General features: G+C 71.5%; 24 protein-coding genes. 6 read left to right on the top strand and 18 right to left on the bottom strand.

Going from position 1 to position 26,546, the window contains the following annotated elements; translation table 11 throughout:
* Window position 1: 1 nt before the first annotated feature.
* Window positions 2–427, top strand: coding sequence for a MarR family winged helix-turn-helix transcriptional regulator (locus ACFVTX_RS11455; RefSeq protein ID WP_386900125.1), 426 nt, complete (start codon window positions 2–4; stop codon window positions 425–427).
* Window positions 428–472: 45 nt separating this feature from the next.
* Here ACFVTX_RS11455 and ACFVTX_RS11450 read toward each other — a convergent pair whose 3' ends face one another.
* From ACFVTX_RS11450 to ACFVTX_RS11415, 8 genes are all read right to left on the bottom strand, one after another.
* Window positions 473–1,405: a nucleoside hydrolase gene (locus ACFVTX_RS11450; RefSeq protein ID WP_386900123.1), complete on the bottom strand. Its 933-nt coding sequence runs from the start codon at window positions 1,403–1,405 to the stop codon at window positions 473–475.
* Entirely contained in the window at window positions 1,402–2,370 is a 969-nt protein-coding gene (locus tag ACFVTX_RS11445; protein WP_386900121.1) for a ribokinase, read from the bottom strand. Before ACFVTX_RS11445 ends, ACFVTX_RS11450 begins: the two co-directional genes overlap by 4 nt.
* Window positions 2,371–2,374: 4 nt before the next feature.
* Window positions 2,375–5,719, bottom strand: coding sequence for a hypothetical protein (locus ACFVTX_RS11440; RefSeq protein WP_386900119.1), 3,345 nt, complete (start codon window positions 5,717–5,719; stop codon window positions 2,375–2,377).
* Entirely contained in the window at window positions 5,719–6,267 is a 549-nt protein-coding gene (pyrE, locus tag ACFVTX_RS11435) for an orotate phosphoribosyltransferase (RefSeq protein ID WP_386900409.1), read from the bottom strand. Before pyrE ends, ACFVTX_RS11440 begins: the two co-directional genes overlap by 1 nt.
* A gap of 33 nt (window positions 6,268–6,300) precedes the next feature.
* Entirely contained in the window at window positions 6,301–7,740 is a 1,440-nt protein-coding gene (locus ACFVTX_RS11430) for a threonine/serine exporter ThrE family protein (RefSeq protein WP_386900117.1), read from the bottom strand.
* A 13-nt stretch (window positions 7,741–7,753) separates the two neighbouring features.
* Complete coding sequence (locus ACFVTX_RS11425; protein WP_386900115.1) at window positions 7,754–9,109, bottom strand: anaerobic C4-dicarboxylate transporter family protein; 1,356 nt, start codon at window positions 9,107–9,109, stop codon at window positions 7,754–7,756.
* Complete coding sequence (locus ACFVTX_RS11420) at window positions 9,106–9,846, bottom strand: Type 1 glutamine amidotransferase-like domain-containing protein (RefSeq protein ID WP_386900113.1); 741 nt, start codon at window positions 9,844–9,846, stop codon at window positions 9,106–9,108. Before ACFVTX_RS11420 ends, ACFVTX_RS11425 begins: the two co-directional genes overlap by 4 nt.
* A gap of 264 nt (window positions 9,847–10,110) precedes the next feature.
* A complete protein-coding gene (locus tag ACFVTX_RS11415) occupies window positions 10,111–10,233 on the bottom strand; it encodes a hypothetical protein (RefSeq protein ID WP_386900111.1) in 123 nt (40 codons plus the stop codon).
* A gap of 139 nt (window positions 10,234–10,372) precedes the next feature.
* On the opposite strand from ACFVTX_RS11415, the gene ACFVTX_RS11410 reads away from it, so the two are divergent.
* Entirely contained in the window at window positions 10,373–11,323 is a 951-nt protein-coding gene (locus tag ACFVTX_RS11410; RefSeq protein ID WP_386900109.1) for a LysR family transcriptional regulator, read from the top strand.
* Window positions 11,324–11,395: 72 nt separating this feature from the next.
* The gene (locus tag ACFVTX_RS11405) at window positions 11,396–12,103 is read left to right on the top strand and encodes a hypothetical protein (RefSeq protein ID WP_386900107.1); all 708 of its coding nucleotides are present in this window, start codon (window positions 11,396–11,398) and stop codon (window positions 12,101–12,103) included.
* Window positions 12,104–12,122: 19 nt separating this feature from the next.
* On the opposite strand, the gene ACFVTX_RS11400 is transcribed toward ACFVTX_RS11405, so the two are convergent.
* A complete protein-coding gene (locus ACFVTX_RS11400; protein WP_386900105.1) occupies window positions 12,123–12,719 on the bottom strand; it encodes a dihydrofolate reductase family protein in 597 nt (198 codons plus the stop codon).
* Between the two features lie 69 nt (window positions 12,720–12,788).
* Between ACFVTX_RS11400 and ACFVTX_RS11395 the strand changes: the two genes are divergently transcribed.
* Both ACFVTX_RS11395 and ACFVTX_RS11390 read left to right on the top strand, forming a co-directional pair.
* Window positions 12,789–13,628 (top strand): helix-turn-helix domain-containing protein, encoded by an 840-nt coding sequence (locus ACFVTX_RS11395; RefSeq protein WP_386900103.1) that lies wholly within the window; start codon window positions 12,789–12,791, stop codon window positions 13,626–13,628.
* 132 nt (window positions 13,629–13,760) lie between these two features.
* Entirely contained in the window at window positions 13,761–14,543 is a 783-nt protein-coding gene (locus ACFVTX_RS11390) for an enoyl-CoA hydratase/isomerase family protein (RefSeq protein ID WP_386900101.1), read from the top strand.
* A gap of 102 nt (window positions 14,544–14,645) precedes the next feature.
* Here the strand turns inward: ACFVTX_RS11390 and ACFVTX_RS11385 are convergent, their stop codons facing one another.
* From ACFVTX_RS11385 to ACFVTX_RS11345, 9 genes are all read right to left on the bottom strand, one after another.
* A complete protein-coding gene (locus ACFVTX_RS11385) occupies window positions 14,646–16,139 on the bottom strand; it encodes a CoA-acylating methylmalonate-semialdehyde dehydrogenase (RefSeq protein WP_386900099.1) in 1,494 nt (497 codons plus the stop codon).
* Between the two features lie 19 nt (window positions 16,140–16,158).
* Window positions 16,159–17,478, bottom strand: a complete 1,320-nt coding sequence (locus tag ACFVTX_RS11380; protein WP_386900097.1) for an aspartate aminotransferase family protein — start codon at window positions 17,476–17,478, stop codon at window positions 16,159–16,161.
* Between the two features lie 133 nt (window positions 17,479–17,611).
* Window positions 17,612–18,763 carry an ABC transporter substrate-binding protein gene (locus ACFVTX_RS11375; protein WP_386900095.1) on the bottom strand — a complete coding sequence of 384 codons (1,152 nt, stop codon included), beginning with the start codon at window positions 18,761–18,763 and terminating at the stop codon, window positions 17,612–17,614.
* Window positions 18,764–18,811: 48 nt separating this feature from the next.
* Window positions 18,812–19,663: an ABC transporter permease gene (locus tag ACFVTX_RS11370; protein WP_386900093.1), complete on the bottom strand. Its 852-nt coding sequence runs from the start codon at window positions 19,661–19,663 to the stop codon at window positions 18,812–18,814.
* The gene (locus ACFVTX_RS11365) at window positions 19,663–20,544 is read right to left on the bottom strand and encodes an ABC transporter ATP-binding protein (RefSeq protein ID WP_386900091.1); all 882 of its coding nucleotides are present in this window, start codon (window positions 20,542–20,544) and stop codon (window positions 19,663–19,665) included. The genes ACFVTX_RS11370 and ACFVTX_RS11365 overlap by 1 nt, the downstream gene beginning before the upstream one ends.
* Window positions 20,541–21,422: an ABC transporter permease gene (locus ACFVTX_RS11360; protein WP_386900089.1), complete on the bottom strand. Its 882-nt coding sequence runs from the start codon at window positions 21,420–21,422 to the stop codon at window positions 20,541–20,543. The genes ACFVTX_RS11365 and ACFVTX_RS11360 overlap by 4 nt, the downstream gene beginning before the upstream one ends.
* A complete protein-coding gene (locus ACFVTX_RS11355) occupies window positions 21,419–22,435 on the bottom strand; it encodes a TIGR03842 family LLM class F420-dependent oxidoreductase (RefSeq protein ID WP_386900087.1) in 1,017 nt (338 codons plus the stop codon). Before ACFVTX_RS11355 ends, ACFVTX_RS11360 begins: the two co-directional genes overlap by 4 nt.
* Window positions 22,436–22,554: 119 nt before the next feature.
* Entirely contained in the window at window positions 22,555–23,997 is a 1,443-nt protein-coding gene (gene hydA, locus ACFVTX_RS11350) for a dihydropyrimidinase (RefSeq protein WP_386900083.1), read from the bottom strand.
* A 40-nt stretch (window positions 23,998–24,037) separates the two neighbouring features.
* A complete protein-coding gene (locus ACFVTX_RS11345; protein WP_376943160.1) occupies window positions 24,038–24,886 on the bottom strand; it encodes a nitrilase-related carbon-nitrogen hydrolase in 849 nt (282 codons plus the stop codon).
* Between the two features lie 263 nt (window positions 24,887–25,149).
* On the opposite strand from ACFVTX_RS11345, the gene ACFVTX_RS11340 reads away from it, so the two are divergent.
* Entirely contained in the window at window positions 25,150–26,544 is a 1,395-nt protein-coding gene (locus ACFVTX_RS11340) for a PLP-dependent aminotransferase family protein (RefSeq protein WP_386900081.1), read from the top strand.
* Window positions 26,545–26,546: the final 2 nt, after the last annotated feature.

Raw genomic sequence — 26,546 nt, 5'->3', positions numbered from 1 at the left:
CATGGCCCAGGAGCACGCTCTTCCACTCGGGATGCTCGCCGCGCGCCTGGCCAAGGAGTTCGAGAACGACGTCTTCGAACAGCTGACGCTCGCCGGGTATCCCGAACTGCGGGTCCGCCACTCGGTGCTGCTGAGCGCGCTGGACGGCACGGCGCTCCGCCTCGGCCAGCTCGCCGCCCAGGCCGGGATGACGCCGCAGGCGATGGGCGAACTCGTCGACGACCTCGAAGCCGGGGGCTACCTCGCCCGGCACAACGATCCCGCCGACCGCCGCGCGCGACTCATCGTGGCGACTCCCCGGGGCGAACGCGCACTCGCCGAGTGCCTGCGAATCGTGGCGACGATCGAGGCGTCCTACGCGACGGCGCTCGGCGCCGACCGCCTCGACGACGTGAAGCAGGCCATCACCGAGCTCCTCCGCCCCTGACGGCGCAGCGGGCGCACGGCGGGGGTCCGCCGATGCACCGGCCGCTCAGGCGAGGTTCGCGACGGCCGTCTCGACGTGGCCCCAGAAGCGCTCGACGTCGAGGTCGACGGCGACGTGCGCATTGGGTTCCCGGCGGAGCATCCCGTCGAGATCGACGCTCGTCGCACCCAGCGTCTCGGTGCCGGTGAGTTCGACGTCGAGGCGGGTGCGCCGCAGCGTCACCGTCTCGGGGTCGACGAGCACGGCGACCGCGACCGGGTCGTGCAGCGGCCCGTCGGGCATGCCGAAGACCTCGTCGTTCGTGCGGCAGAAGAACTCGAACAGCTCTTCGCCGAACGCGGCCGTGCGAGTGCCGGTCGCCGCGACGCGGTCGCGGACGCCCTGCGTCACGAGCGCCCGGTGCGTGACGTTCAGGCCCACCATGGTGAAGTCGACGCCGCTGCGCAGCACGAGGTCGAGCGCGTCGGGGTCGACCCACGCGTTGAACTCGGCGTACGGCGTCGTGTTGCCGCGCTCGGTCGAACCGCCCATCCAGACGATGCGGGCGATGCGCGGCGCGAGTTCGGGCCGGTCGCGCAGCAGGATCGCGAGGTTCGTGAGCGGGCCCGTCGCGATGATCGCCACCGGTTCGGATGCCGCGAGCAACGTGTCGGCGATGAGCTCCGTCGCACCGCGGTCGTCGAGGGGCACGGTCGGATCGGGCAGTTCGGGCCCGCCGAGCCCGTTCTCCCCGTGGATCCACTCGGCGGTCTCGAGCTCGCGCACGAGCGGCCCTTCGGCGCCCGCGGCGACCGGCACGCCCGCGACGCCGGCGACGCTCAGTGCGATGCGCGCGTTGCGGCTCGTGTGGTGGAGCGCGACGTTGCCGCCGACGGTGGTCACCGCCCGCAGGTCGAGGGCCGGATGCCCCGCTGCGAGCCACAGGGCGAAGACGTCGTCGTGACCGGGGTCGCAGTCGATGATGACGGGGATGCTCATGCTGGCGTGGCTCCTTCTGCGCGGCGGGTCTCGTCGTCGAGCGCGGCGGCGAGGACCGCGGCGCGCGGGGCGTAGGAGTCGACCGTGCCGCGGGCCTGCACGGCGAGGGCACCCGCGGCGACTGCGATGCGCATCGACTCGGCGAGCGTGCGGCCCTCGGCGAGAAAGGCCGCCAGCGTGCCCGTGAACGCGTCGCCCGCGCCGGTCGTGTCGACCACGGCGACCTCGGGCGCGGGCTCGGCCCACGCTCCCACCGGCGAGGCGGCGACGGCACCGGCCGCGCCGAGCGTCACGACGACCGACCGCGCGACCCGGCCGACCGCGGCGGCCGCGTGCGACAACCAGTCCTCGAGCGGCGCCCCCTCCGGGACATCCCTGCCGATGCCGACGGCGCGCGCCTCGTGCTCGTTGACGACGAGCGGATCGCACACCGCGAGCGCGTCGGGCGAGACCACGACGGGCGGCGCGAGATTGAGGACGAACCGCACGCCGAGCGAGGCGCAGAGCTCGGCGAGACGCTCGATCGTCGCGACCGGCAGCTCGCCCTGCGTGAGCACGACCGCGGCGTCGGCGAGGCTCGCCCGCACGTCGTCGAGCACCCCGGGCGTGAGCGCGAGGTTCGCGCCGCTCGTGACGACGATCGTGTTCTCGCCCGAGTCGGCGACCGTGATCTGCGCGACGCCGGTCGGGGCGTCCGCGACGCCGACGACCCCGTCGATCGCGAGGCCGAAGCCCGCGAGCACCGAGCGCGCGAGCGTCGCGTTCGCGTCGTCGCCGACGCGCGCGACGAACTCGACGTCGGCGCCCGCGAGATGCGCCGCGACCGCCTGGTTCGCCCCCTTGCCGCCGAGCGCCGTGCCGAAGTCACGGCCGACGATCGTCTCGCCCGGGGCCGGGAACCGCTCGACGTAGCTCGTCGCGTCGACGTTCAGCGAACCGACGACGACCACTCGGCCGGAGGCCACCGACTCAGACCGCCGGGCCGGCGCCGGCGATGCTCGCCGTCAGCAGCTCGCCGCCCGAGCGGTTGGCGAAGCAGTAGTAGTCGCGCGCGCCCGCCTCCCACTGCTCGGCGGTCGCCGGGTACGAGCCCTGCACCTGCAGATCTGCCATGCCCGACACCGCGGCGACGTCGATGACGCCGGGAGCGGTGCAGAGCAGGTTCATCTGCGCGGCGAGCTCGGCCTCGCCCGGGTACGGCGCTGCGGCGTCGCCCGGGAGGGTGCCGCGGTAGACGAGCTGCGCGGCGTGCGGGGCGGCGCAGTCGACGACGGTGTACTCGTCCTGCCAGGCGTTGGTGAACGGGTCGACGCACTCGCCGCCGAACAACGTGTTCCACGCGTGCACGCCCGCGGGCTGCGGTGCGGTCGGCGCCGCAGCGGGCGTCTCGCTCGCACTCGCCGACGGCGAACCGCTCGGCGCCGCGGCGTTGCTGCTCTTCGTGAGCGTCGTGCCGAGGAAGAAGAGCCCGACGAGCACGAGGACGGCGACGAGGCCGCCCGCGACCCAGACGAGCGGTCGGATGCCACGGCCGCCGCCGCTGCCGGACGAACCCGAGCCGCCCGCGGCGCCGCCCGAACCCGAACCCGAGCCGTACGAGGGGCCTGCGGGGCCGCGGCCGCCGTTCGCGGGGGTGTTCGAGCCGCCGCCGCGGATCGGTCCGCCGGCGTAGCCGCCTGCGCCCGCGCCGCCCGCGCCCGCTGCACCGCCTGCGCCGCCCGCGCCGCTGCCTGCGGCTCCGGCGAAGAGCTGTGCCGCAGGGGCGGTCTGCAGGAGCGCCGTGGCGGGTGAGGCCGCCGCGGCGCGCGCGACCGACGGGTCGATCAGCTGGAGCGGGCCGGTCGCCGCGACGCTGCCGAACAGCGCCGACAGACCGTCGTCGTCGTGGTCGCCGGCGGGCTGCGCGTCGAAACGGTCCTCCGCGAAGGGCGATGCGGGGAACTGCTGGTCGAACCGTGCGTCGTACTGCGGATCGGCGACCTCGTCGGGCTGCTCGAACGCTGCGGTGCCCGGCGCGAAGACGTCGGAGAACTCGTCGACCGGGTCGAGCTGCGCCTCGGGCTCGGGCTGGAGCGCGGCCGGAACCCGGACGAGCGATCCGAGGCCGCTCCCCATGGTCTGCGCCTCGTCGTCGAACGCCCCGGCCGGGAGCGCCGGAGCGCTGCTCGCGAGGATCGACGCGACCGAACCCGACGAGTCGGCACGCGGGTCTTCTGCGTCGGGGTCGGGCCGGAGGTTCCAGAGGTACGCGACCTCGTCGGCCTCGTCGTCGTCGAAGGACTGCGCGTCGCCGACCGTCAGGCCGCGTCGCACCGCGGGCTCGGCCGCGGCTGCGGCGCGGGCGAAGCCGGGCTCTTCGTACGCCGGCTCGTCGACGACGGGCTGCGCAGACGCGGGCTCGGCGAACGCGGGCTCCTCGTCGTCCCCGAAGGAGAGACCGAGCTCGTCGAGGCCGTCGGCCTCGGGCCCGGCAAGGGTCGGGGCCGGGTTGACATAGACCGGTGCAGCGGCAGCAGGCGCGGCAGCGGGCGCCGCCGCCGCGGCGGCAGCACCGCCGCCCAGGGCTGCGAGGAGGTCGTCGACGGGCGGCACCGTGCCGTACCCGCTCGTGTCGGGCCGGGGGTTCGCCGCGGCGAACGCGGGGAACGGCGCGCGGGGCGCCGAGAGCATCCCGTCGACCGGCGTCTGCGCCTGCCCCTCGGGCAGCACGGGCATGACGGCGGTGGCGGGGGCGGCCGCGTCGGCGGGCTGCTCGAAGAACGCCTGGTGGGGCTCGTACGGCGCGGGCTCGGGCTGCGCCTCGGGGCCGGGTGCGGCCACCGTGCGTCGCTCGGCCCGGGGCGTCCATTCGAGCTCCTCGGCGAAGGCGTCGAAGCGGCTCGGACGGGCCACGGGCTCGACGACCTCGGGCTGCGCGAAATGATCGGGCTGCTGCGCGACCGGCTCGGGCTGCTCGAACGCCTGCGGCTGCGCCGGGAACTCGGGCTGCGCTGCAGGGGATGCCGGCTGCGCCGTCGCGAATTCGGTCCACGCACGGCCCGGCGTCCAGGCCGGCGTCTCGGCCAGGGGTGCCTCGGGGGCGGGCGGGGCGACGGGCTCGGGCGTCGCGGGAGCGGCGGCGGGTGCGGCCGAGGCGGCCGGCCACCCGGGCTCGGGCGCAGGCTCGGCCTCGTTGAGCGCGGCCCACAGTTCGTCGTCGTAGCTCGCGGCAGGCGGCGTGGGCGTCTCGGCCCACCCGGCCGGCGCCTCGGGCGGTGCGGTCGGGTGCTGGATCGGAATGCCGCCCACGGGGGTGAACGAGCTGCGCGCGACCGCGGGGGCCGAGAACCCGGCGAACGGGTCGTCGGAGTTCGGGGCGGGTTCTGCGAGCGGCGCCTGCGGTGCCGGGGTGTGCGCCGCGGGTGCCGGGGTGTGCGCCGCGGGTGCCGACGGTGCGGCCGCGGGTGCCGAGTCGTCGGAGAGCTGCGCGAAGGCGGCGCGGAGCGCGGCCTCCGACTCGATCTCGGGGTCGCCCCAGGTCAGTGCGAACGGCGCGGTCGGGGTGACCGGGCCCGGCGGGGGCGTCGGCTCGACGGGCGCCGTGGCGGGGGCGACGGGCGCCGCCGGAGCGGCGAGCGCGGCGAACGGGTCGACCATCGGGATGCCCGCGGGCGGCGCGGCGGTGTCGGCGGCGTTCCACGACGGCGGCGCCACAGGGGCTGCCGGCGGCATCGCGGTGTCGGCGGTGTTCCACGACGGCGGCGCCACGGGGGCGGCAGGCGGCATCGCGGTGTTCCACGACGGCGGCGCCGCGGGGGCGACGGGCGGCATCGGCGCGGCCGCGGGGAACGGCGCCTGCGGCGCGGCGGTCGCCGCCGGCGAGGCGCCGCCCACGGGCGGTTCCACCTCGGTCAGCCGCGACGTCGGCGCCGGGGGCGCCACGGTGAACGGCGGGGTCCAGCTCGGCAGCCCCGACGAGGCGGGCGGCATCGAGGCAGGCGGCAGCGGCGCGGGCATCCGCGGTTCGGGCACCGACGGCGAGGCGAACGGATGCCCCGGCTCGCCGACGACCGGCAGGGCTCGCGTGGCGGCGTCGTCGCGGGCGGGGGGCTCGGCGAGCGAGAACCAGTCGAGCACCTCTTCGTGCTGCGCCGGAGGCCGCGGCGCAGACGGCTGCGCCTGCGGGGCCGGGGCGGGGGGCGCTGCGAACGCCGAGGGCTGCTGCGGCGGGGTCTGCGGCGGGGACGCCTGCGGCGCGGAGCCCGTGGCTCCGCCGCCCGCGAGCTGCGCGAGCAGCCAGTCGGCTCCGTCGTCGAATCCCTGCCGCCCGCTCATCAGGCCAGACCCAGGTCTTCCAGTCCGATGGCGTAGAGGTACGGCACGCCCTCGGCCTCGATGATCTCGCGAGCACCGGTCGCCCGGTCGACGACGACCGCGACCGCGACGACCTCTGCGCCGACCTTGCGCAGCGCTTCGATGGCCTTGATCGGCGAGCCGCCGGTCGTCGAGGTGTCTTCCAGCACGATCACGCGCTTGCCGGCGAGCTCGGGGCCCTCGACCTGCTTGCCGCGGCCGTGGTCCTTCGGCTCCTTGCGCACGACGAAGGCGTCGTACGCAAGGCCCTGGGCCGCGCCCTGGTGCAGGATCGCGGAGGCGATCGGGTCGGCGCCCATGGTGAGACCGCCGACGGCGGCGACATCGGGGATGCCCGAGATGACGTCGAGCATGACCTGACCGATCAGCGGGGCGACGCGGTGGTCGAGGCTGACCTTGCGCAGGTCGACGTAATACGTCGCCTTCTTTCCGCTCGTGAGCGTGAAGTCGCCGTGGAACACGGCGTCGGCGGAGATGTGGTCGATGAGCCGACGGCGGGCGTCGGCGATGTCGAGGGGCTGTCGATCAGTCACCCGAATACTCTACGACCCACCTCCCTGAGAGGAAGGGGAGGATTCATCGGATGCCGGCGTCGGCCGCGAGGCATCCGCCTGTGGTTCTCGCTCGACTCGACCGGAGGGACGCGGCCGCCGGCCCCCCCAGATCGACCGCGGGGTGCCGGGCACGAGCCGCGCCCAGAAGGGCGGCGCCTCCTCCTCGGCGAGCGCGGCGGGCACGTCGATGTGGAAGTCGGCGAGCTCTTCGGCGCCGTGGTGCACGACCCGGTAGAGCGCGGTGCCGATCAGCACGCCGAGTGCGATCGACATGATCGAGGTGAATGCCTCGGCGAAGTCCTGCAGCCCCTGGGTGGTGCCGACCGCCTCGGTGATGCCGAGGAGCCCCGCGGCCCCCGGCACGAGCAGCCAGAAGGCCGGCAGGAAGGTCAGCTGGGTCGGTGCACCGCCGCGCAGGGTCGCGACCCACAGCACGACGGGGGTCATCGCGAGCGCCCCGATGAATCCGCTCACGGTCGCCCCGACGAACAGCCCGCCGAGCGTCTGCCCGGTGTAGGCGACCACGAGCACCAGCAGCACCCAGCCGAAGGTGCGGCGCGGCGCCGAGAAGTGCAGGTAGTTGCCGATCGCGAAGAGCAGGACGCCGAGCGGCGCGACCCACCAGGGCAGGGCGGTGGATGTCTCGAGCGGCGAGTAGCTCGAGGCGGCGACGCCGACCAGGCTCCCCGCGGCGAGAATTCCGAACGACAGCAGCGCGAGCTGCACGAGGCCGAACACGAGGCGGGAGGCCCCAGCGACCATCTGGCCGGCCGCGAGTTCACCGACCCCGGTGGTGAGGACCCCGCCCGGCAGGAAGGTCGCGAGCGGGGCGATGAGCAGCCGGATCGGGTCGCCGATCTCGACGTAGGGTGCGATGAGGAAGACGGCGAGCGCGCAGACGAATGCCGCGAAGATCGGGAAGACGAGCTGCAGCGTCGGTGAGCGCACGAGCTTCGCAACACCGATGAACGCGCCGAGCGCGAACGCGATGAGCGCACCCTGCCAGGTCGGGGCGAGCAGCAGCGCAAGGCCCGTCACGAGCAGTGCGTGCCCGAAGGTGCGGACGAACCATCCGATGCGCGGCCGCATCGCACCGATCTCGTTGAGCCGGTTGATGCCGTCGAGCGGGGTGATCTCGGCGCGCTCGGCCCGGTCGATGAGCGTGTAGAGCGCAGCGATCTGGTCGAATCGGAACGAGGCGTTCACCGCCGAACGGATCGCGACGCGCTCGTTCTCGCCCTCACCGGTCTCGACGATGATCACCGTCGGCAGCACGACGAAGCCGGCGTCGGTGTCGCCGTAGGCGCGGGCGACCCGGGTGAGCGTCTCGCTGACGCGGTCGACCGAGTCGGCCGCCGCATTCATGCCCTCCGCGAGCCCGAGGAGGAACCGGCGGAGGAGTGCGCGATCAGCGGTGTCTGCGGTCATCGACCTCTCCGGATCACATCACCACGAACGAGAGTGCGGTGCCCACGAGGATCGCCGAGATGACGTAGACGAGGTTCGGCAACTGGAAGGAGTGGTCGAACACGAACTTGCCGAGCTTGGTCGTGCCCGTCTGGTCGAAGGCGGCCGTCGCCACCTGCGAGCCGTTGGCGGGCAGCGTGTACATGCCCATCGCCGAGGGCCAGAGGCCCACGATGAGCGACGCCGGGAGGCCGATCGCGAGGCCGATCGGCACGATCGCGTTCGTCGCGCTCGACTGGCTCGTCGTGAGCATCGCGACGAGGAAGAGCGCGAGCGCGAACAGCAGCGCACCGACGAAGGCCGCCGACCCCGAGACGAGCGAACCGAGCCCGTCGACGATGAGCTGGTTGTTGTTCGCGACGAAGGTGTTCGCGAGCCAGGCGATGCCGAAGAGCGCGAACGCACCGACCATGCCGGCCGGGAAGGTCGTCTGCTTGGGCACGTCGGCCGACTTCACCTTGCAGAACACGAAGATGAGCGCCGCGATGACACCCATCGTCACCTCGATGATGATCGTCACCGACACGCGCACCGGGTCGCCGTTGTCGTCGGTGCCGATGATCGGGCGGAGACCTTCGAACAGGCCCATGAGCACGATGAATCCCACGCCGGCGAGGAAGATCGACGCCGACAGCACCGCGGTGCGCGGCAGCTTCTTCGAGGTCACATCCTCGGTGGGGGGCTTGATGAGGTGCTCGGCGAGGCGCCGCTGGTACTCGGGGTCGTCCTCGAGGTTCTTGCCGTGCCGCACCATGACGAGCGCGGCGAGGAAGAGGCCGACGATCGAGGCCGGCCACATGATGAGCAGGACCTGGCCGAGGTCGACGCCGCTCGGCGCGAGGAGCACGACGAGCGAGGCGGTCGCCGCCGAGACCGGGCTGCAGAGGATGCCCACCTGCGAGGCGACGGCGGAGACCGAGAGCGCCCGTTCGGGCCGGATCTTCTGCTGGTACGAGACGTCGTAGATGACGGGCAGCAGCGGGTAGAAGATGTTGCCCGTCCCGGCGCCCACGGTGAAGAGGAACGACATCGCCGGCGCGAGGAAGACGACGCTCTTCGGCCGGGACTTGATGGCCTTGGCCGCGACCGACACCATCCAGTCGATGCCGCCGGCGGCCTGCATGACCGAGGCCGCCGTGATGACCGTGAGCACGATGAAGACCGCATCGACCGGCGCACTGCCGGGCGCGGTCTGGAAGCCGAACACGAGCACGGCGACGCCGACGAGGCCCCAGACGCCGAGCCCGATCCCGCTCGTGCGGGTGCCCATGAAGATCGCCAGGACGACGACGATCAGCTGCGCGACGAGGATCCAGACGTTGTCGTTCACGCGCTCGGGCCCTTCACGATCGGGCCGCGAGCCTCGAGCACCTGCACGGGCAGGGGGGTCTCGACGATCTCGCCGTCGATCGCCTCGACGCGCAGCGCGAGCGCCGGGTCGACGGGGCTGATCGCGGTGACGAACTCCTGGTTCTCGAAGTGAAGCGACTGCAGGTTGCCGACGGCGTACCCCGTCGCGAGCTCGCCGCTCAGGAGCGCCTCGTGGAACAGCGGCTGCCGCTGGTCCTCCGCGTCGTAATGGGGGCAGAAGCTGCCGTGCAGGAAGCCGAGTCCCTCAGGCAGCACCTGCAGGGTCGGCCCGTAGCTGTCGGTCGTGCCGCCCTCGAACCAGCAGATGCCGCCGGCCGAGCCGCCGGTGAAGACGACGTTCGACGCAGGGTCCTCCCACATCTCGCGCATGATCTCGTCGAGGCCCTGACGCTTCCACACGTCGAGCATGTTCGCGGTGTTGCCACCGCCGACGTGGATCACGTCGAAGCCCTTCACGTAGCCCGCGAGGTCGTCGAGGTCTCGGTGGAAGAGCGTGAGGTGATGCGGGGCGCAGCGGTCGGCGTCGTAGGTCTTGTAGAAGCTCAGCGTGTACGCGGCCTCGTCCCCCGTCGCGGTGCCCACGAAGAGGACCCGCGGGCGGTCCTTTCCGGTGAGCCGCAGGATGTAGTCGTGCGTCGGATCGGCCCGCCGCTCCATCATCGCCTTGCCCGCCCCTGTTGCGACCACGTGCGCCATCGGTCCCCCGTCTTCCCGCCTGAGATGTACTCCTGGCGGTCACGCTATCGGGCGGTGGCACCGGGTGTCGAGCGACACGGCGGCGGGCATCGGAGTCCCCCCATGAACCCTCCGATGCCCGCCGTGCACACGCACCGGGCGGGTGCCGCCCGACGGCCGCACCCCCCCCACGGCGCACAGAAGAAGGGCCGCCCCGCGGGGTGTCCCTCCCCCGCGCGGCGGCCCTGCAATCCCGGAGAACGGACCTCCGGGGATTCGCGGCACTCAGACGGTGCGCGCGAACGTCTCTCGCGGCTGGCGGCGGTAGCCGTCACGAGCGGTGACGACGACGGCGCCGGCGACGGCGGCAACGGAAACGGTGCCGAGAAGCACGATGATGCTGATCACGATGGACCCTTTCGACGAAGACAATGCGGGCTGGCCGAGCGACCTTGCGCCGTTGCACGTGTTCGACATGCACTATTCTTCCGCGTCGAAACTTTCAGCACAAGCTCACAGTTCTACAACCATGATGTAGTGTTGCTTCATGGATGTGCGCCGGCTCGATCTCCTCCGCGAACTCGCCGAGCGCGGCTCCGTGACCGCGGTCGCCGAAGCGACCGGGCGCACCCCGTCGGCCGTGTCGCAGCAGCTCAAGGTGCTCGAACGCGAGGCCGGGGTCCCGCTCATCGAACGCAGCGGGCGCGGGGTCGTGCTCACGAGCGCCGGGCACGCGCTAGCCCGCAGCGCCACCGACGTCGCCATCGCCCTCGAGCGCGCCACCTCCCTGTGGGACGAGTTCCGCAACCACCCGAGCGGCGAGGTCACGCTCATGACCTTCCCGACGATCGGCGCAGCCCTGCTGCCCGCAGTGATGCTCGAGCTCTCGCAGGTCAACGGGCTCGTCGTGCACGCGACCGACCTCGACCCCGAACTCGCGGAGTTCGCCGATCTCACGAGCGACTACGACATCGTGCTCGCCCACACCATGCCCGGCGTGCTCCCCTGGGGCGGGCGCGGCCTCCGCGCGATGCCGCTCCTCACCGAACCGCTCGACATCGGCCTGCCCGCCGACCATCGTCTCGCCGGCCGCTCGCACCTCACCCCCGCCGACCTCGTCGACGAGTCGTGGCTCGGCGTACCTCCCGGCTTCCCGTTCGAGCGCATCCTGCACGCCATCGAGCAGCAGACCGGCCGCCGCGTGCGGGTCACCCAGCGCTTCAGCGACATGCGCATCATCGAGGCCTTCATCGAGGCGGGGCTCGGCATCGCGTTCGTGCCGCGGTTCACGAGCGGCGCCGTTCCCGATTCGATCGTGTTGAAGCCGCTCCGCGGCGTGGCATCCGCCCGTCAGATCGTCGCCCTCGTGCGCCCCGACGTCGCCGAACGACTCGCGGTGCGCACCGTGCTCGACGTGCTCGTCGCGCAGGCAGCGCGGCTCGAGCGGCAGCACACCGAGAGCGCCCCTGACGCGACGACGTTCGCCCGACGGACCTGAGCTGGTCGGAGCTCCTCGCTCAACAGTGCGCACCCTGATCCCGGCCGATCGTCGAACCGATACGCTCCGGTCATGCCGCGCTCCTTCGCACGCCCCGTCCTGCTGGCCTCGACCGCGCTCCTCGCCCTCGTGGCGCTCAGCGCGTGCACGCCGTCCACCGCATCTCCCACGGTGTCACCGAGCGAGACGGCGAGCGCGACCCCGGCGACGACGGAGCCGCCGGCAGCTGCATCCATCGGCATCTCCGCCGAGGCGATCACGGTCTTCGACGCTGAGGGCGCGCCGCTCGTGAGCTACGACTACTTCCAGCCGACCGACGAGGTCGTCGCGGGCCTGACCGAGGTGCTGGGCGCCGCGGTCGAGACACCGGACGACGGCGGCCTCGAGACCCCGCCCGGCATCGTCCACGAGTGGGACGGTCTGCGACTCTACGACTCCGAGACCCCCGGCACCGTGCCCGACATCCCCAACCACTGGGTGTTCGTCGACGCGCCGACGGCCGGCGGCCTGCCGATCGGCACCGACCCCGGCATCGGCTCGGCGACCGGGGTGAAGGTCAGCGACCAGCTCTCGACGGCGACGATCGGCGTCACCAGCGGGGCTCCGTACATCGAGCCGTCGACCGGAGTCAACACGATCGTCTCGCAGCTCGGCCAGGTCGCCATCCCCCCGAACCCCGCCGCGTCAGGCGACCGCCACTTCTTCGTCATCGTGCTGAGCAACGCCGACACCGGCGAGGTGACCCGGCTCATCGCGCCCTCCGGCGACTTCGGGGTCTGAGCCCGCGACCTGCTCCGCGTCATGAGCCCGTGCCGAGCTCGAGGTCGTATGCGAGCACGAGGCTTCCCCGCGGGGTGGTGTCGAATGCCGTCAACCTGAGCGGACGCGGACTCGGGAGCTCACCGAAGAGGCGCTTGCCCGAGCCGATGAGAAGCGGGTGGACGAAGAGCCGCAGCCCGTCGACGAGGTTCTGCCGCAGGAGGGCTTGCACGAGTACTCCGCTGCCGAGCACGGCGATGTCGCCGTCCCCCGCCTGCTTCAGTGCATGGATGCCGTCGACGAGATCGCCGGTCACCGGCCGCGTGTTCCTCCACCCGAACTCGGTCAGCGTGCCGGTCACGACGTGCTTCTCCGTGGCGTTCAGATGGGCGGCAATCGGGTCGTCGTCCGAGACCGACGGCCAGTAGGCGGCCATCTTCTCGTAGGTCTTCCTCCCGAAGAGGTAGGCGGTGGTGCCGCCGATCCCGCCCGAACCGCTGGAGGCGTGGATGGCATCGGCGTAGGGTGCTCCCCATCCGCCGTGCTCGAAGCCGCCCTCGCGGTCCTCGTCGGGCGACCCCAGTCCCTGCATGACTCCATCGACCGAGAGGAACTCGATCGCGATCAATCTGCGCATCAGGTACTCCTTCCGCGTCTCATGGTCATTCATGCGGGACGAGCCCGTCTTGAAGGAAATCGACCGGCGGTGACCGACGACACGAGGCACGAGGCCGCCGCACCGGGGCCGGTCCTGGTGCGGCATCGGGTGCGCCCCGAGCTCGCCGGGCTCGTCGCGGGCATCGTGGGCCACGACGAACGCGCCGCCGGGCCGGTCGTCCGACGTCAGGTGGCGGGCAGCCTGATCCCGGTCGTGCTGTCGCTCGGGCCGCCGCTCGACGTCGTCGACCTCTCCGTCGGCGAGGGCGTCGGGCGCCACACCTCGTTCATCGCCGGCATCATGCCCGGCCACGCGACCACCTCGTTCGAGTCCGAGCAGCACTGCCTGCAGATCTACCTCACCCCGCTCGGCGTCACCCGCCTCCTCGGCCTGCCGGGTCGCGAGCTCGCCGCACGCGTGGTCGAGCTCGCCGACGTGAATCCGGTGTTCGGCGACCGGCTCCTCGATCGACTGCTGCGGGCCCCGAACTGGCCCCGCCGCTTCGAGCTGATCGATCGGGTGCTGCTCGGCCTGCTCGAGCACGGTCGGCCTCTCGAGCCCTTCGTCGGCTGGATGTGGCGGCAGATCGATCGCTCCGGAGGCCGCGTGCGGATCGCCGAGCTGGTCGAGGAGACCGGCTGGAGCTCGCGGTACGCCAGCTCGCGCTTCGCGGAACATGTCGGGATCGGGCCGAAGGCGGCCGCCGGCCTCGTTCGGTTCGAGCGCGCCGCGATCGCCCTCAGAGGGCTGCCCGCCGCGGAGGTGGCGTCGCGCTTCGGCTTCGCCGACCAGAGCCACCTCGTGCGCGAAGTCCGCCGCTACTCGGGCTGGACCCCGTCCGCCCTCATCGGCACCGAGCCGACGACGGCGCACACGGCCATCGGCTGACGCGGCCGACCGCTGCGGTCTACGACCCGGTTGGCGATGGCCTACTGCGAACATGCGCGCGTCGGGGGCACCGCGTGAGGCCGCCGCCAATTCACGCGCGACGACGAGCCCGGCCCGGTAGGCTCCGGCACCATGGCCGATGACGCGATCCTGTTCGACGTGACCGACGGGCTCGCCCGCATCACCCTCAACCGCCCCGCCCGCCTCAACGCCGTCGACCCCGAGGCCATCGGCCTCTGGCAGTCGATCGCCCACGAGGTCGCGCGCCGCGAAGACATCGGCGCGGTGCTGTTCGACGCCGAGGGCCGGGCGTTCTGCGCCGGCGGCGACGTGCTCGCCATGTCGGAGCTCGCCTCCGCGGGCGGCGACGGCCTCGGCGCAGCCGGCGTCATCACCGAACTCGCCGACCGCATCCACGACGGGCACCGCACGCTCCGCGAGAGCGCGAAGCCCATCGTCGCCGCCGTGCAGGGGCCCGTCGCGGGCGGCGGGCTCGGCTTCATGCTCGTCGCCGACGTGATCGTCGCGAGCGAGCAGGCGAACTTCGCGAGCCGCTACGCCGACATGGCGCTCACGCCCGACTGCGGGGTGAGCACGCTGCTCCCCGAGGCGGTCGGCACCCGCCGCGCGCTCGAACTCTCGCTCACCTCGCGCCGGCTGAGCGCCGCGGAGGCGCTCGACTGGGGGCTCGTCACCGAAGTCGTGCCGCATGAGGAGGTCGCGGGGCGCGCGCGTGCGATCGCGCAGTCGTGGCTCGACGGCGCGACGGGCGCGTTCGGGCAGGCGAAGCGGCTCGTGCGCTCGGGCCTCGAACGACCCTTCCAGGACGCGCTCGACGACGAGGCCCGCACGATCGGCGCCGCCTTCGCGACGCCAGAGGCGCAGGCGCGCATCGCGGCGTTCGCGCGCCGCTGACCACCCCGTCGGTCGAGTAGCGACGAAGTCGCGTATCGAGACCACACCCGCGCTTCGTGGTCTCGATACGGCGCTGCGCGCCTACTCGACCGGCACGACGGCTCAGTCGTGCTGCGGGAACCCCAGGTTGAGCCCGCCGTGGCTCGGGTCGAGCCAGCGCGAGGTGATCGCCTTCTCCTGCGTGTAGAAGTCGAATCCACGCGCCCCGTACGCCTTCGCGTCGCCGAACAGCGAGTCCTTCCACCCGCCGAACGAGTGGTAGGCCACCGGCACGGGGATCGGCACGTTGATGCCGACCATGCCGACCGTGACCTCCCGCTGGAACCGCCTCGCCGCTCCCCCGTCGTTCGTGAAGATCGCGGTGCCGTTGCCGTACCGCGAGGAGTTGATGATCTCGAGCCCCTCCTCGTAGCCCGAGACCCGCACGACCGAGAGCACCGGCCCGAAGATCTCGTCGCGGTACACCGACGAGGTGGTCGGCACCCGGTCGACGAGCGTGGGGGCGAGCCAGAACCCGTTCGGGTCGCCGTCGACCTCGGCGCCGCGCCCGTCGACCACGAGCGAGGCCCCATCGGCGGTCGCGATGTCGAGGTACCCGGCGACCTTGTCGCGGTGCTCGCGCGTGATCAGCGGGCCCATGTCGGTGCCGCGGGTGCCGTCGCCGGTGGTGAGCCGTGACATCCGCTCGGCCACCTTCGCGACGAACTCGTCGGCGACCTGCTCGACCGCGAGCACCGCGCTGATCGCCATGCACCGTTCGCCCGCCGAGCCGAAGCCGGCGTTCACGGCGGCGTCGGCGGCGAGGTCGAGGTCGGCGTCGGGCAGCACGAGCATGTGGTTCTTCGCCCCGCCGAGGGCCTGCACGCGCTTGCCGTTGGCCGTCGCGGTCGCGTAGATGTACTGCGCGATGGGGGTCGAGCCGACGAACGAGATCGACCGCACCGTCGGGTGGTGCAGCAGCGCGTCGACGGCGACCTTGTCGCCGTGCACGACGTTGAGCACGCCGTCGGGCAAGCCCGCCTCCTGGAGGAGTTTCGCGAGCCAGACCGCGGCCGACGGGTCCTTCTCGGAGGGCTTCAGCACGACCGTGTTGCCCGTCGCGATCGCGAGCGGGAAGAACCACAGCGGCACCATCGCCGGGAAGTTGAACGGCGAGATGATGCCGACGACGCCCACCGGCTGCCGCAGCGTGTACACGTCGATGCCGGTCGACACGTTCTCGGAGTACTCGCCCTTCGTGTAGGCGGGCATCGCGCAGGCGAGTTCGACGACCTCGAGGCCGCGCGCGATCTCGCCCGCGGCGTCCGCCAGCACCTTGCCGTGCTCGCTCGTGAGGATCGCGGCGAGCTCGCCGGTGCGGCCCGCCAGGAGTTCGCGGAACTTGAACATCACCTGCTGACGCCTGGCGATCGAGGTGTCGCGCCACCCCGGGAACGCCTGCGCCGCCGCTTCGACGGCCGCGTCGACGTCGGCGGTCGACGCGAAGCGCACGCGTCGCTGCTCGGTGCCGAGGGCCGGGTTGTAGACGGGCCCGCTGCGTTCGGCGTCGCCGGCGACGGATGCCCCGGCGATCCAGTGCTCGATGAATTCGGTCATGGTGGTTTCTCCCCTTGTCCTATTCGGCGGAGGCGCTCGCGAGCACCTCGTCGTAGATCGCGGCCGCCTCGGCGACCTCGTCGGCGGTGACGACGCACGGCGGCACCACGTGGATGCGGTTGTCCTGGATGAACGGCAGAAGCCCGCGCTCGACGAGCGCCGCCTTGATGCGGCCCATCGCCGCCGCCTGCAGCGGCTCGCGGGTCCTCCGGTCGACGACGAGCTCGACCGCCCAGAAGACGCCCTCGCCGCGCACCTCGCCGATGAGGGCGTGCCGTTCGGCGAGGTCCTCGAGGGCGGGCGCGATCGCCTCGGCGCCGACCGCACGCGCATGCTCGACGATGCCCTCCGAGGCCATCGCGTCGAGCGTCGCGACGATCGAGGCCATCGCGAGCGGATGCCCCGAGTAGGTGAGCCCGCCCGGGAACACCCGCTCGTCGAACGTCGCCGCGATCTCGTCGGAGATGATGACGCCGCCCGCGGGCACGTAGCCCGAGTTCACCCCCTTCGCGAAGGTGATGAGGTCGGGTCGCACGGCGTAGCCGTCGAAGGCGAACCAGCGGCCGGTGCGGCCGAAGCCCGCCATCACCTCGTCGAGGATGAGCAGGATGCCGTGCCGGTCGCACAGCTCGCGCACCCCCTCGAGGTAGCCGGGCGGCGGCACGAGGATGCCGGCGGTGCCGGGGATCGACTCGAGCAGCACGGCCGCGATCGACGTCGGCCCCTCCGACTCGATCACCCGGCGCAGGTGGTGCAGCGCCCGCTCCGACTCCTCCTCGGGCGTGGTCGCCCAGAACTCGCTGCGGTAGAGGTACGGCCCGAAGAAGTGCACGTGCCCGCGCGCGAACTCGTTCGGCACGCGCCGCCAGTCGCCCGTCGCGACGATCGCCGAGCCCGTGTTGCCGTGGTACGAACGGTACGTCGACAGCACCTTGTCGCGCCCCGTGTGCAGGCGCGCCATGCGGATGGCGTTCTCGTTGGCATCCGCACCGCCGTTCGTGAAGAACACCTTCTCGAAGCCCGCCGGTGCGCGCGCGACGATGCGTTTCGCCGCCTCGCCGCGGGCGAGGTTCGCCGTCGAGGGGGCGATCGTCGTGAGCAGTTCGGCCTGCTCGCGGATCGCGGCGACGACGACCGGGTGCTGGTGGCCGATGTTGACGTTCACGAGCTGGCTCGAGAAGTCGAGGTACTCGCGTCCCGCGTGGTCCCAGACGCGGGCGCCGCGGCCGCTCGCGACCACGAGGCCGGGGCTCTGGGCCTGCGCCGACCACGAGTGGAACACGTGCGCGCGATCGAGTTCGCGGGCGAGCTCGTCGAGGTCGTCGAGGTTCTCGGTCATGGCTTCGCTGCCTTTCTGTTCCCGTCCGCGGGTTGAGGAGCGCCACGCGAAGCGCGACGCGTCTCGAAACCATCGCTTGCGGCATCCGGTTTCGAGACGGCGCTGGCGCGCCTCCTCAACCCACGAGCAGTGTTTAGTTGCCGCCCTCTTCGAGGGTGACGTCGATGGGCGACCAGTCGGCGCCCGTGAGGTCGAGGTCGTCGCCCTCGAGCTCGGCGAGGGCCTTCTCGATCCACTCGTTCGACCAGGCGGTCGCGGGCGGCTCCTCGGTGATGAGGTGGTCGCCCGCCTCGTTCACCGCGGCGAGCGCGCCGGCGACGGTCTTGTCCCACGCGGCCTCGTCGATCACGCCGATGCCGCTGTCGGAGGGCCAGATGAGCTTGTTGGTCTCGTTGACCATCCACAGCTCGTGGCTCGGACCCCAGCCCGAACCTGCGGCAATCGTGATGTCCGCGGCATCCTCGGGGTTCTGCGCGGCGAACGCCCAGCCCTTGATGACGGCCTTCAGGAACTTGACCGTCGTCTCCTGGTACTCGGTGTCGCTGTCGAGGCGTTCGGTGTCGGCCCAGATCGCGTCCTGCAGCATGGCCCCCTCGGTGTCCTCGTACGAGATCACGTTGAAGTCCTCGGGCTGATACAGCTCACCCGTGTCGGGGTTCACCGTCTCGAGCAGCTGCGCGTACTCGTTGTACGTCATCGCCTGCGCCGCGTCGATGTCGCCCTGCAGGAACGCGTTCATGTTGAAGTCCTGCGTGATGATCTCGACGGTCGTCGCGTCGAGACCCTCCGCGGCCATCGCCGCGAAGATCTCCCACTCGTTGCCGAAGCCCCACGAGCCGATCTTCTTGCCCTCGAAATCGGCGACCGACTCGATGCCCGAGTCCGCCCACGACACCTGCAGGGTGCCCGATCGCTGGAAGATCTGCGCGATGTCGGTGAGGTTCGCGCCCTGTTCGATCGAGCCGAGCACCTTCGGCACCCATGCGATCGCGTAGTCGACGTCGCCGTTGGCGAGCGCGTCCTGCGGCACGATGTCGCCGCCGGAGGGGATGATCTCGACGTCCAGGCCCTCCTCTTCGAAGTAGCCCTGGTCGACGGCGGCGAAGTAGCCGGCGAACTGCCCCTGCGGGAGCCACTGGAGCTGGAGCTTCACGGGGGTGAGCTCGCCGTCGGCGGAATCGCCGCCGTCCGAGCCGGAGTCGCCCGACGAGCAGGCGGCGAGGAGGAACGCAGCCGTGACGGCGAACGCTCCGGCCGCGAGTCCGCGGCGTGTGCTGTGCTTCATGTCAGTCCTTCCCTGTTCTGTGCTTCGAGTGCAGTGCTGTGCGGGTGCTCAGCGTGGAACGGCGGTGCTGGTCGTGCTGACGGTGCCGATGGCGGTGGTGCGGGTTCCTGGGGTTCGTGCGGCGGGCCTCCGGCCGCGCAGCACGAGCCGTTCGAGGGCGAGGGTCGCGAGGTAGAAGAGCAGGCCGAGGGCGATGGATGCCACGACGTACGCCCACGCACGGGCGTACGCGCTCGACGCGGCCGAGGTCGAGATCAAGCTGCCGAGGCCACCGCGCGGCCCGCCGAAGTACTCGGCGACGAGCGCCGAGATGACGGCGAGCGAGGAGGCGATCCTGATGCCCGTGAGGATGAAGGGCCGCGCCGTCGGCAGGGTGAGCGTGCGCAGCACCTGACCCGGGGTCGCCGCGTAGGCGCGCATGAGCTCACGGTGCACGGGCGTCGTCTGCCGGAATCCGCGCAGCGTGTTGAGGAACACCGGCACGAACGAGGCGATCGCGGCGATCGCCTGCCGCCCGAACTGGCTGTCGGCGCCGAACATCGAGTTCAGCACGGGCGCGAGGGCGACGATCGGGACGACGGCGAGGGCGGCGACGACCGGTGCGCTCATGCGATCGACGGCACGCCACCTCGCCGCGAGCGCGGCGAGGGCGATGCCGAGCACCGAGCCGACGACGAGGCCGATGAGCGCGTTCGTGCCCGTGATGATCGTCGCCTGCACGATCGAGTCCCACGAGGCGATGAGCGCCTCGACGATCGAGGCGGGGCTCGGCAGCAGGTAGTCGGAGACGCCGACGACGCTGACGAGGAACTGCCACACGCCGAGCACGATGAGCCCGACGGCGAGCGGCGCGACGATGCGCAGCGTCGTCTCGGTGCGGGGGCTCATGGGCGCGGACATCAGCGGGTCTCCACTCCGCGCGCGCCGGTCGCGACGGGGGCGCCGTGCAGCGCCTCGCGCACGGCGGTGACCATCTCGAAGAAGGAGCGGTCCTCGCGGAGTCCCTCGGTGCGCGCCGCACGGCTGCCGGGCGCAGCGACCTCTCCGGCCGCGCCGGCCGCGCCCGCCAGCCGCATCGGCACGATCTCGCGGATCCGCCCGGGCCGTGGAGACATCACCACCACCCGGTCGGAGAGGAACACCGCCTCGGGGATCGAGTGCGTGACGAACACGACGGCCGCCCCCGTCTCCCCCGCGATGCGCACCAGGTCGGCCTGCATCTTCTCGCGCGTCATCTCGTCGAGGGCGCCGAACGGTTCGTCCATGAGCAGCAGCCGGGGCTGCTCGGCGAGGGAACGGGCGATGGCGACCCGCTGCTGCATGCCGCCCGACAGCTGGTCGGGGTAGCGGTCGGCGAACTCGGCGAGCCCGACCATGTCGAGCAGTTCGTCGACCTTCGCGCGGCGCGCCGACTGGGCGACGCCGTGCAGTTCGAGCGGCAGCGCGACGTTCGCGGCGACCGTGCGCCACGGCAGCAGGCCCGCCTGCTGGAAGGCGATGCCGTACTCCTGGTCGAGCCGGGCCTGCGCAGGCGTCTTGCCGAACACCGAGATCGACCCGGCGGTCGGCGCGTCGAGATCGGCGACGAGCCGCATGAGCGTCGACTTGCCGCACCCGCTCGGTCCGATGAGCGAGACGAACTCCCCCGCGGCGATCTCGAGGTCGATGCCCTCGAGCGCGTGCACCTGCCCGCCGCGAGTGTCGAAGACCTTGTCGACGCCCCGTACGGCGACGGCGACCGCGGAGGTCTCGGGAGCGGCAGCGTTCTCGGGAGCACTCATGCGGCTTCCTCCGTTCGTCGGTAGTTCTTGAGGATCACGCCGAGCAGCGCGACCGAGCCGGCGGCCACGAGGCCGAGGACGACGGCGCCGAAGATCGGCCCCCACGCCTTGGCCGGGTCGCCCGAGGCCTGCCCGGCGAACTGGATGAGGAGGCGCCCGATGCCGCCCTGGAGTCCGGTCGACACCTCGGCGACGACCGCGCCGATGACGGCGTTCGCCGCGCCGAGCCTCAGCGCGGGCAGCAGGTACGGCACCGCCGCCGGGAACCGCAGTTTCGCGAGCGTCGCCCAGTAGCCGGCGGCGTAGCTCTGCATGAGCTCCTCGTGGATGCGGTCGGGCGACTGCAGGCCCTTGAGCGCGCCGATCGCGATCGGGAAGAACGCGAGGTAGCTCGCGATGAGCGCGACGGACATCCAGTCCTGCCACTCGAGGGGGCCGATCTCGACGCGGGAGCCCCAGCTCTTCACGATCGGGGCGAAGGCGATGAGCGGCACGGTCTGGCTGAGCACGATCCACGGAAGCAGCCCCCACTCGGCGATCCGCCAGCGCTGCATCACGAGCGCGAGCCCGATGCCCACGACGACGCCGACGAGCCATCCCGCGGCGGCGATGCCGAGCGTCGTGAGCGCGCCGAGGAGGATCACGAGCCACAGCGGCTGCGCCGAGGGCGAGCGCGTCACGGGCTCGGCGAGGCGGGCGAACATGTCCCAGACGTGGGGCATGGCGAGGTCGGTGTTGCGCGGCAGCACGCGCGTCTCGCCGATGAGCACGCCGTCGGCAGGGGCGAGCAGCTTGTAGCCCTCCCACAGCACGACGAGCAGCACGACGCCGGCGATCCCCCAGCCGACGGCGCCCATGCGACGCGCGGTGCTCGTCATGCCTTCGCCGTGAGGTGCTCGGTCATCGCGGGGATGACGGTCTCGCCGTAGACCCGGAGCGTCTCCTCCTTGTTGTCGTGCTGGAGGTACCCGGCGAACTGGTCGACGCCGAGCTCGGCGAGCTGCTTCAGCTTCTGGATGTGCTGGTCGGCCGAGCCGAGCACGCAGAACCGTTCGACGATCTCGTCGGGCACGAAGTCGACGTGGTCGTTGTCGGCCTTGCCGTGCGTGTTGTAGTCGTAGCCCTCGCGTCCGCGGATGTAGTCGGTGAGCGCGTCGGGCACGGTGCCGTGCATGCCGTACTTCGCGACGATGTCGGCGACGTGGTTGCCGACCATGCCGCCGAACCAGCGGGTCTGGTCGCGCATGTGCGCCCAGTCGTCGCCGATGTACATGGGGGCGGCGACGCAGAACTTGATCGACATGGGGTCGCGGCCGGCGGCTTCCGCGGCATCCCGAACCGTCTTGATCATCCACGCCGCGATGTCGACGTCCGCCAGCTGCAGGATGAAGCCGTCGCCGACCTCCCCCGTGAGCTTCAGCGCCATGGGGCCGTAGGCGGCGACCCACACCTCGAGCTCGGAGCCCGTCGACCACGGGAACCGCAGCTCCGAGCCCTTGTACTCGACGCTGCGCGAGTTCGCGAGTTCACGGATCACGTGGATCGACTCGCGCAGCTCGGACATCGTCACGGGCTTGCCGTTCGTGACGCGCACGGCCGAGTCGCCGCGGCCGATGCCGCAGATCGTGCGGTTGCCGTACATCTCGTTGAGGGTGGCGAAGATCGACGCCGTTACCGTCCAGTCGCGGGTCGCCGGGTTGGTGACGAAGGGCCCGACCTTGATGCGGTGGGTCTCGGCGAGGATCTTGCTGTAGATGACGTAGGGCTCCTGCCAGAGCAGGTGCGAATCGAAGGTCCACGCGGTGCTGAACCCGTACTGCTCGGCGAGCTTCGCGAGGTGCACGGTGCGCGAGGCGGGCGGGTTGGTCTGCAGGACGACGCCGAAATCCATGGGGGCTCCCTTCTGTGTCTGTGTCGGTCGAGTAGGCCGAAGGCCGTATCGAGACCGCTGTTCGGTTGTGGCATCCGCTGGTCTCGATACGCGCTTCGCGCTACTCGACCGACGGATGGTCAGATGAGGTACTGGCTGAGCCCCCGCATGAGGAACTTCCCGTCGCCCTTCGCGCCGAGGTACTCGTCGCCGTCGACGACGACCTTGCCGCGCGAGAGCACCGTGTCGACGTGCCCGTCGATCTCGTAGCCGTCCCAGGCCGAGTAGTCCATGTTCATGTGGTGGGTGCGGCCCTCGCCCATGCCGATCGAGGTGTGGCCGTTCGGGTCGTAGACGACGATGTCGGCGTCGGCACCGGGCTGGATGACGCCCTTGCGGCCGTAGAGCCCGAACATGCGCGCCGGGGTCGTCGACGTGAGCTCCACCCAGCGTTCGAGGGTGATCTCGCCGGTGACGACGCCCTGGTACATGAGGTCCATGCGGTGCTCGATCGAGCCGATGCCGTTCGGGATCTTCCGGAAGTCGCCGAGGCCGAGCTCCTTCTGGTCCTTCATGCAGAACGGGCAGTGGTCGGTCGAGACCATCTGCAGGTCGTTCGTGCGCAGCGCCTGCCACATCGAGTGCTGGTGGCCCTCTTCGCGCGAGCGCAGCGGGGTCGAGCACACCCACTTGGCGCCTTCGAAGGCGCCCCACTGCTCGCTGGATGCCCCGAGCTGATCTTCGAGCGAGAGGTAGAGGTACTGCGGGCAGGTCTCTCCGAACACGTTCTGCCCCTTGTCGCGCGCCCAGGCGAGCTGCTCGACGGCCTGCTTGGCCGACACGTGCACGACGTAGAGCGGAGCGCCGGTGAGCTTCGCGAGCATGATCGCGCGGTGCGTGGCCTCCTCCTCCATCTCCCAGGCGCGGGCGATGCCGTGGTAGTACGGGTCGGTGTTGCCTGCGTCGACGAGCTGCTGGGCGAGCACGTCGATGGCGGGGCCGTTCTCGGCGTGCATCATCGTGAGCAGCCCGGTGTCGCGCGACACCTGCATGGCCTTGAGGATCTGCGCGTCGTCGGAGTAGAAGACGCCCGGGTAGGCCATGAACATCTTGAAGCTCGTGATGCCCTCGTCGGGCAGCCGCTTCATGGCCGTGAGCGACGCCTCGTTCACGTCGCCGACGATCTGGTGGAACCCGTAGTCGATCGCGCAGTTGCCGGAGGCCTTCTCGTGCCACGCGGCCAGTCCGTCTTCGATGCGCTGCCCGTAGGTCTGCACCGCGAAGTCGATGATCGAGGTCGTGCCGCCGTGCGCGGCGGCACGGGTGCCGGTCTCGAAGGTGTCTGAGGCCTCGGTGCCGCCGAACGGCAGCTGCATGTGGGTGTGGGCGTCGATGCCGCCCGGGATCACGTACTTGCCGGTGGCGTCGATCACGCGGTCGACGCTCGCCGAGACATCCGTGCCGAGCAGTGCGGTGCCCGGTTCGATGACCGCGACGATGCGCTCGCCGTCGATGAGCACGTCGGCCGCGGCGCGGCCGGTGGCGCTGACGACGGTGCCGCCGCTGATGAGGGTGGTGGTCATGATCTCGATACGCTCCTTCGTCGCTACTCGATCGGCAGGGTCACGGCTTCGCGATCTTCGCGTACGAGTCGGGCCGGCGGTCGCGGTAGAACTGCCAGTCGTCGCGCATCTGCTGCACCATGTCGAGGTCGAGGTCGCGCACGAGCAGCTCCTCGTGCTCGCTCGAGCCGCGTTCGCCGACGAAGTTGCCGCGCGGGTCGATGACCTGGCTCGTGCCGTAGAAGTCGACGGCGAGGTCGCCGTACTCGTTGTCCTCGCGGCCGACGCGGTTGGGCTGCAGCACGAAGTAGCCGTTCGCGACGGCGGCGCAAGGCCCCTCGACCTCCCACAGGCGGTTCGAGAGCCCGGGCTTCGTCGCGTTCGGGTTGAACACCATGTGGGCGTCGTTCAGGCCGAGTTCGCGCCAGCCCTCGGGGAAGTGCCGGTCGTAGCAGATGTACATGCCCACGCGGCCGACGGCGGTCTCGAAGACGGGGTAGCCGAGGTTGCCGGGGCGGAAGTAGAACTTCTCCCAGAAGCGGTCGAGGTGCGGCAGGTGGTGCTTGCGGTACTTGCCGAGGATGGTGCCGTCGGCGTCGACGAGCACGGAGGTGTTGTAGTAGACGCCCGTCTCGGCCTCTTCGTAGATCGGCAGCACCATGACGGTGCCGAGCTCCTTCGCCACCTCGGCGAAGCGCTGCACGATGGGGCCCTCGGCCGACTCGGCGAAGCGGTAGTACTTCTGGTCCTGGGTGATGCCGAAGTACGGCCCGTAGAACAGCTCCTGGAAGCAGACGACCTCGGCGCCCTGCGCCTTCGCATCGCGGGCGAACTGCTCGTGCTTGTCGAGCATCGAGGCCTTGTCGCCGGTCCAGGTGGTCTGCGTGATGGCCGCTCTGACGATCGTCATGAATGTCTCCTGAGTCGGGCGGCGCCATTGCCGTTCACTCGAGGATCGCCTGGCGTGGTGCTCGTGTCAGGTGCTCGCCGGGTGCTGCTGCGACGCCGAGATGTACCGATTGAACTGCCGGTGGAACTGCCGAACCAGGGGCTTGTGGCCCGTTCTGTTATTGTTCGGCTTGAACATTTCTCTTCTGTTTCACTCTGTGACGCTGTGGTTACATATCTTGTCCCTTGCGCGGTTCGGAGGCAATGGTGGTGTCAGGTATTCGCATGGATGCACCGCGCTTGATCGAACTCGCCGAATTCGCCGATGCCTCACCGCGCACGATCGCGGGCGACGTGGCCCGGCTGGTGAACAACGGAGATCTCGCGGCGGGCGACCGGTTGCCGACCGTGCGCGATCTCGCCGCCGCCCTGGGCGTGAGTCCCGCGACGATCAGCCAGGCCTGGCAGGCCCTCGCCCGCGCCGGGGTCATCGAGAGTCGCGGCCGCGCCGGCAGCTTCGTGCGCGGCACCGAGTCGCTGCGGCTCGCCCCACGCATGCGCGGCATGGCCGCGCCCGACGACCCCGTGCGGCTCGACCTCTCGCGCGGCACCCCCGACCCGCTGCTGCTACCCGCCCTCGGCCCCGCGCTCTCGCGCGTCTCGGCGAAGGCCGAGACGGGCAGCTACCAGGCCGAACCCGTGATCCCCGCGCTCGCGCGGGTGCTCCGCGACTCGTGGCCGAGCGACGCCGAGCAGATCATGGTCGTCGACGGCGCCCTCGACGCCGTCTCGCGCACCCTCGAGGAGCTCGTGCGCTTCGGCGACCGGGTCGTCGTCGAGAGCCCCGGGTTCCCGCCGTTCCTCGACCTGCTCGAGGTGCTCGGCGCGGTCGCCGTGCCCGTGCGCCTCGATCGGCACGGCATGGTGCCCGAAGCGCTCGCGGTCGCGCTGCGCAAGCGCCCGGTGGCCGTGCTGCTGCAGCCTCGCGCACAGAACCCCACCGGGGCATCCATGACCGCCGAACGCGCCGAAGCGCTCGCCCGCACCATCGCGACCGCCGAACGCGTCGACGACCTCGTCGTCATCGAGGACGACCACTCGGGGCTCATCTCGATCGAGGGCGACGTCACCCTCGGCACCTGGCTGCCCGGGCGGGTGGTGCACGTGCGCAGCTTCTCGAAGTCGCACGGCCCCGACCTGCGCATCGCCGCCCTCGGCGGGCCGCGCGACCTCGTCGAGCACATCGCCGGGCGACGCATGCTCGGCCCCGGCTGGACCTCCCGCATGGTGCAGACGATCCTCCTCGATCTGCTCACCGACGGCGCCTCGATCGACGCCGTCACCGAGGCTCGCCGCCAGTACTTCACCCGCCAGCGCATGCTCGGCGACGCACTCCGCGCACGCGGCGTCGCCGCGCAGGAGGCCGATGGCATCAACCTCTGGATGCCGGTGCTCGGCGAACGCTCCGCCCTCGTGCAGCTCGCGGTCGCCGGCATCCGGGTCTCCGCCGGCTCCCCCTTCCTCGCCGCCGCGAACGGCACGGATGCCACGGGCACGGGTCGCACGCGACGCCACGGCGAGTTCGTGCGGGTGACCGTCGGCATGGTGCGGGAGGGCACCGAGGAGGTGGCCGACGCGCTCGCGACCGCGGCGCAGCACGTGGTGGCGGGCGGCTACTGAGC

Origin of the sequence: Agromyces sp. NPDC058136, assembly GCF_042884375.1 — a bacterium.
GTDB lineage: Bacteria > Actinomycetota > Actinomycetes > Actinomycetales > Microbacteriaceae > Agromyces.
This window is presented reverse-complemented; position numbering and strand designations above follow the sequence as displayed.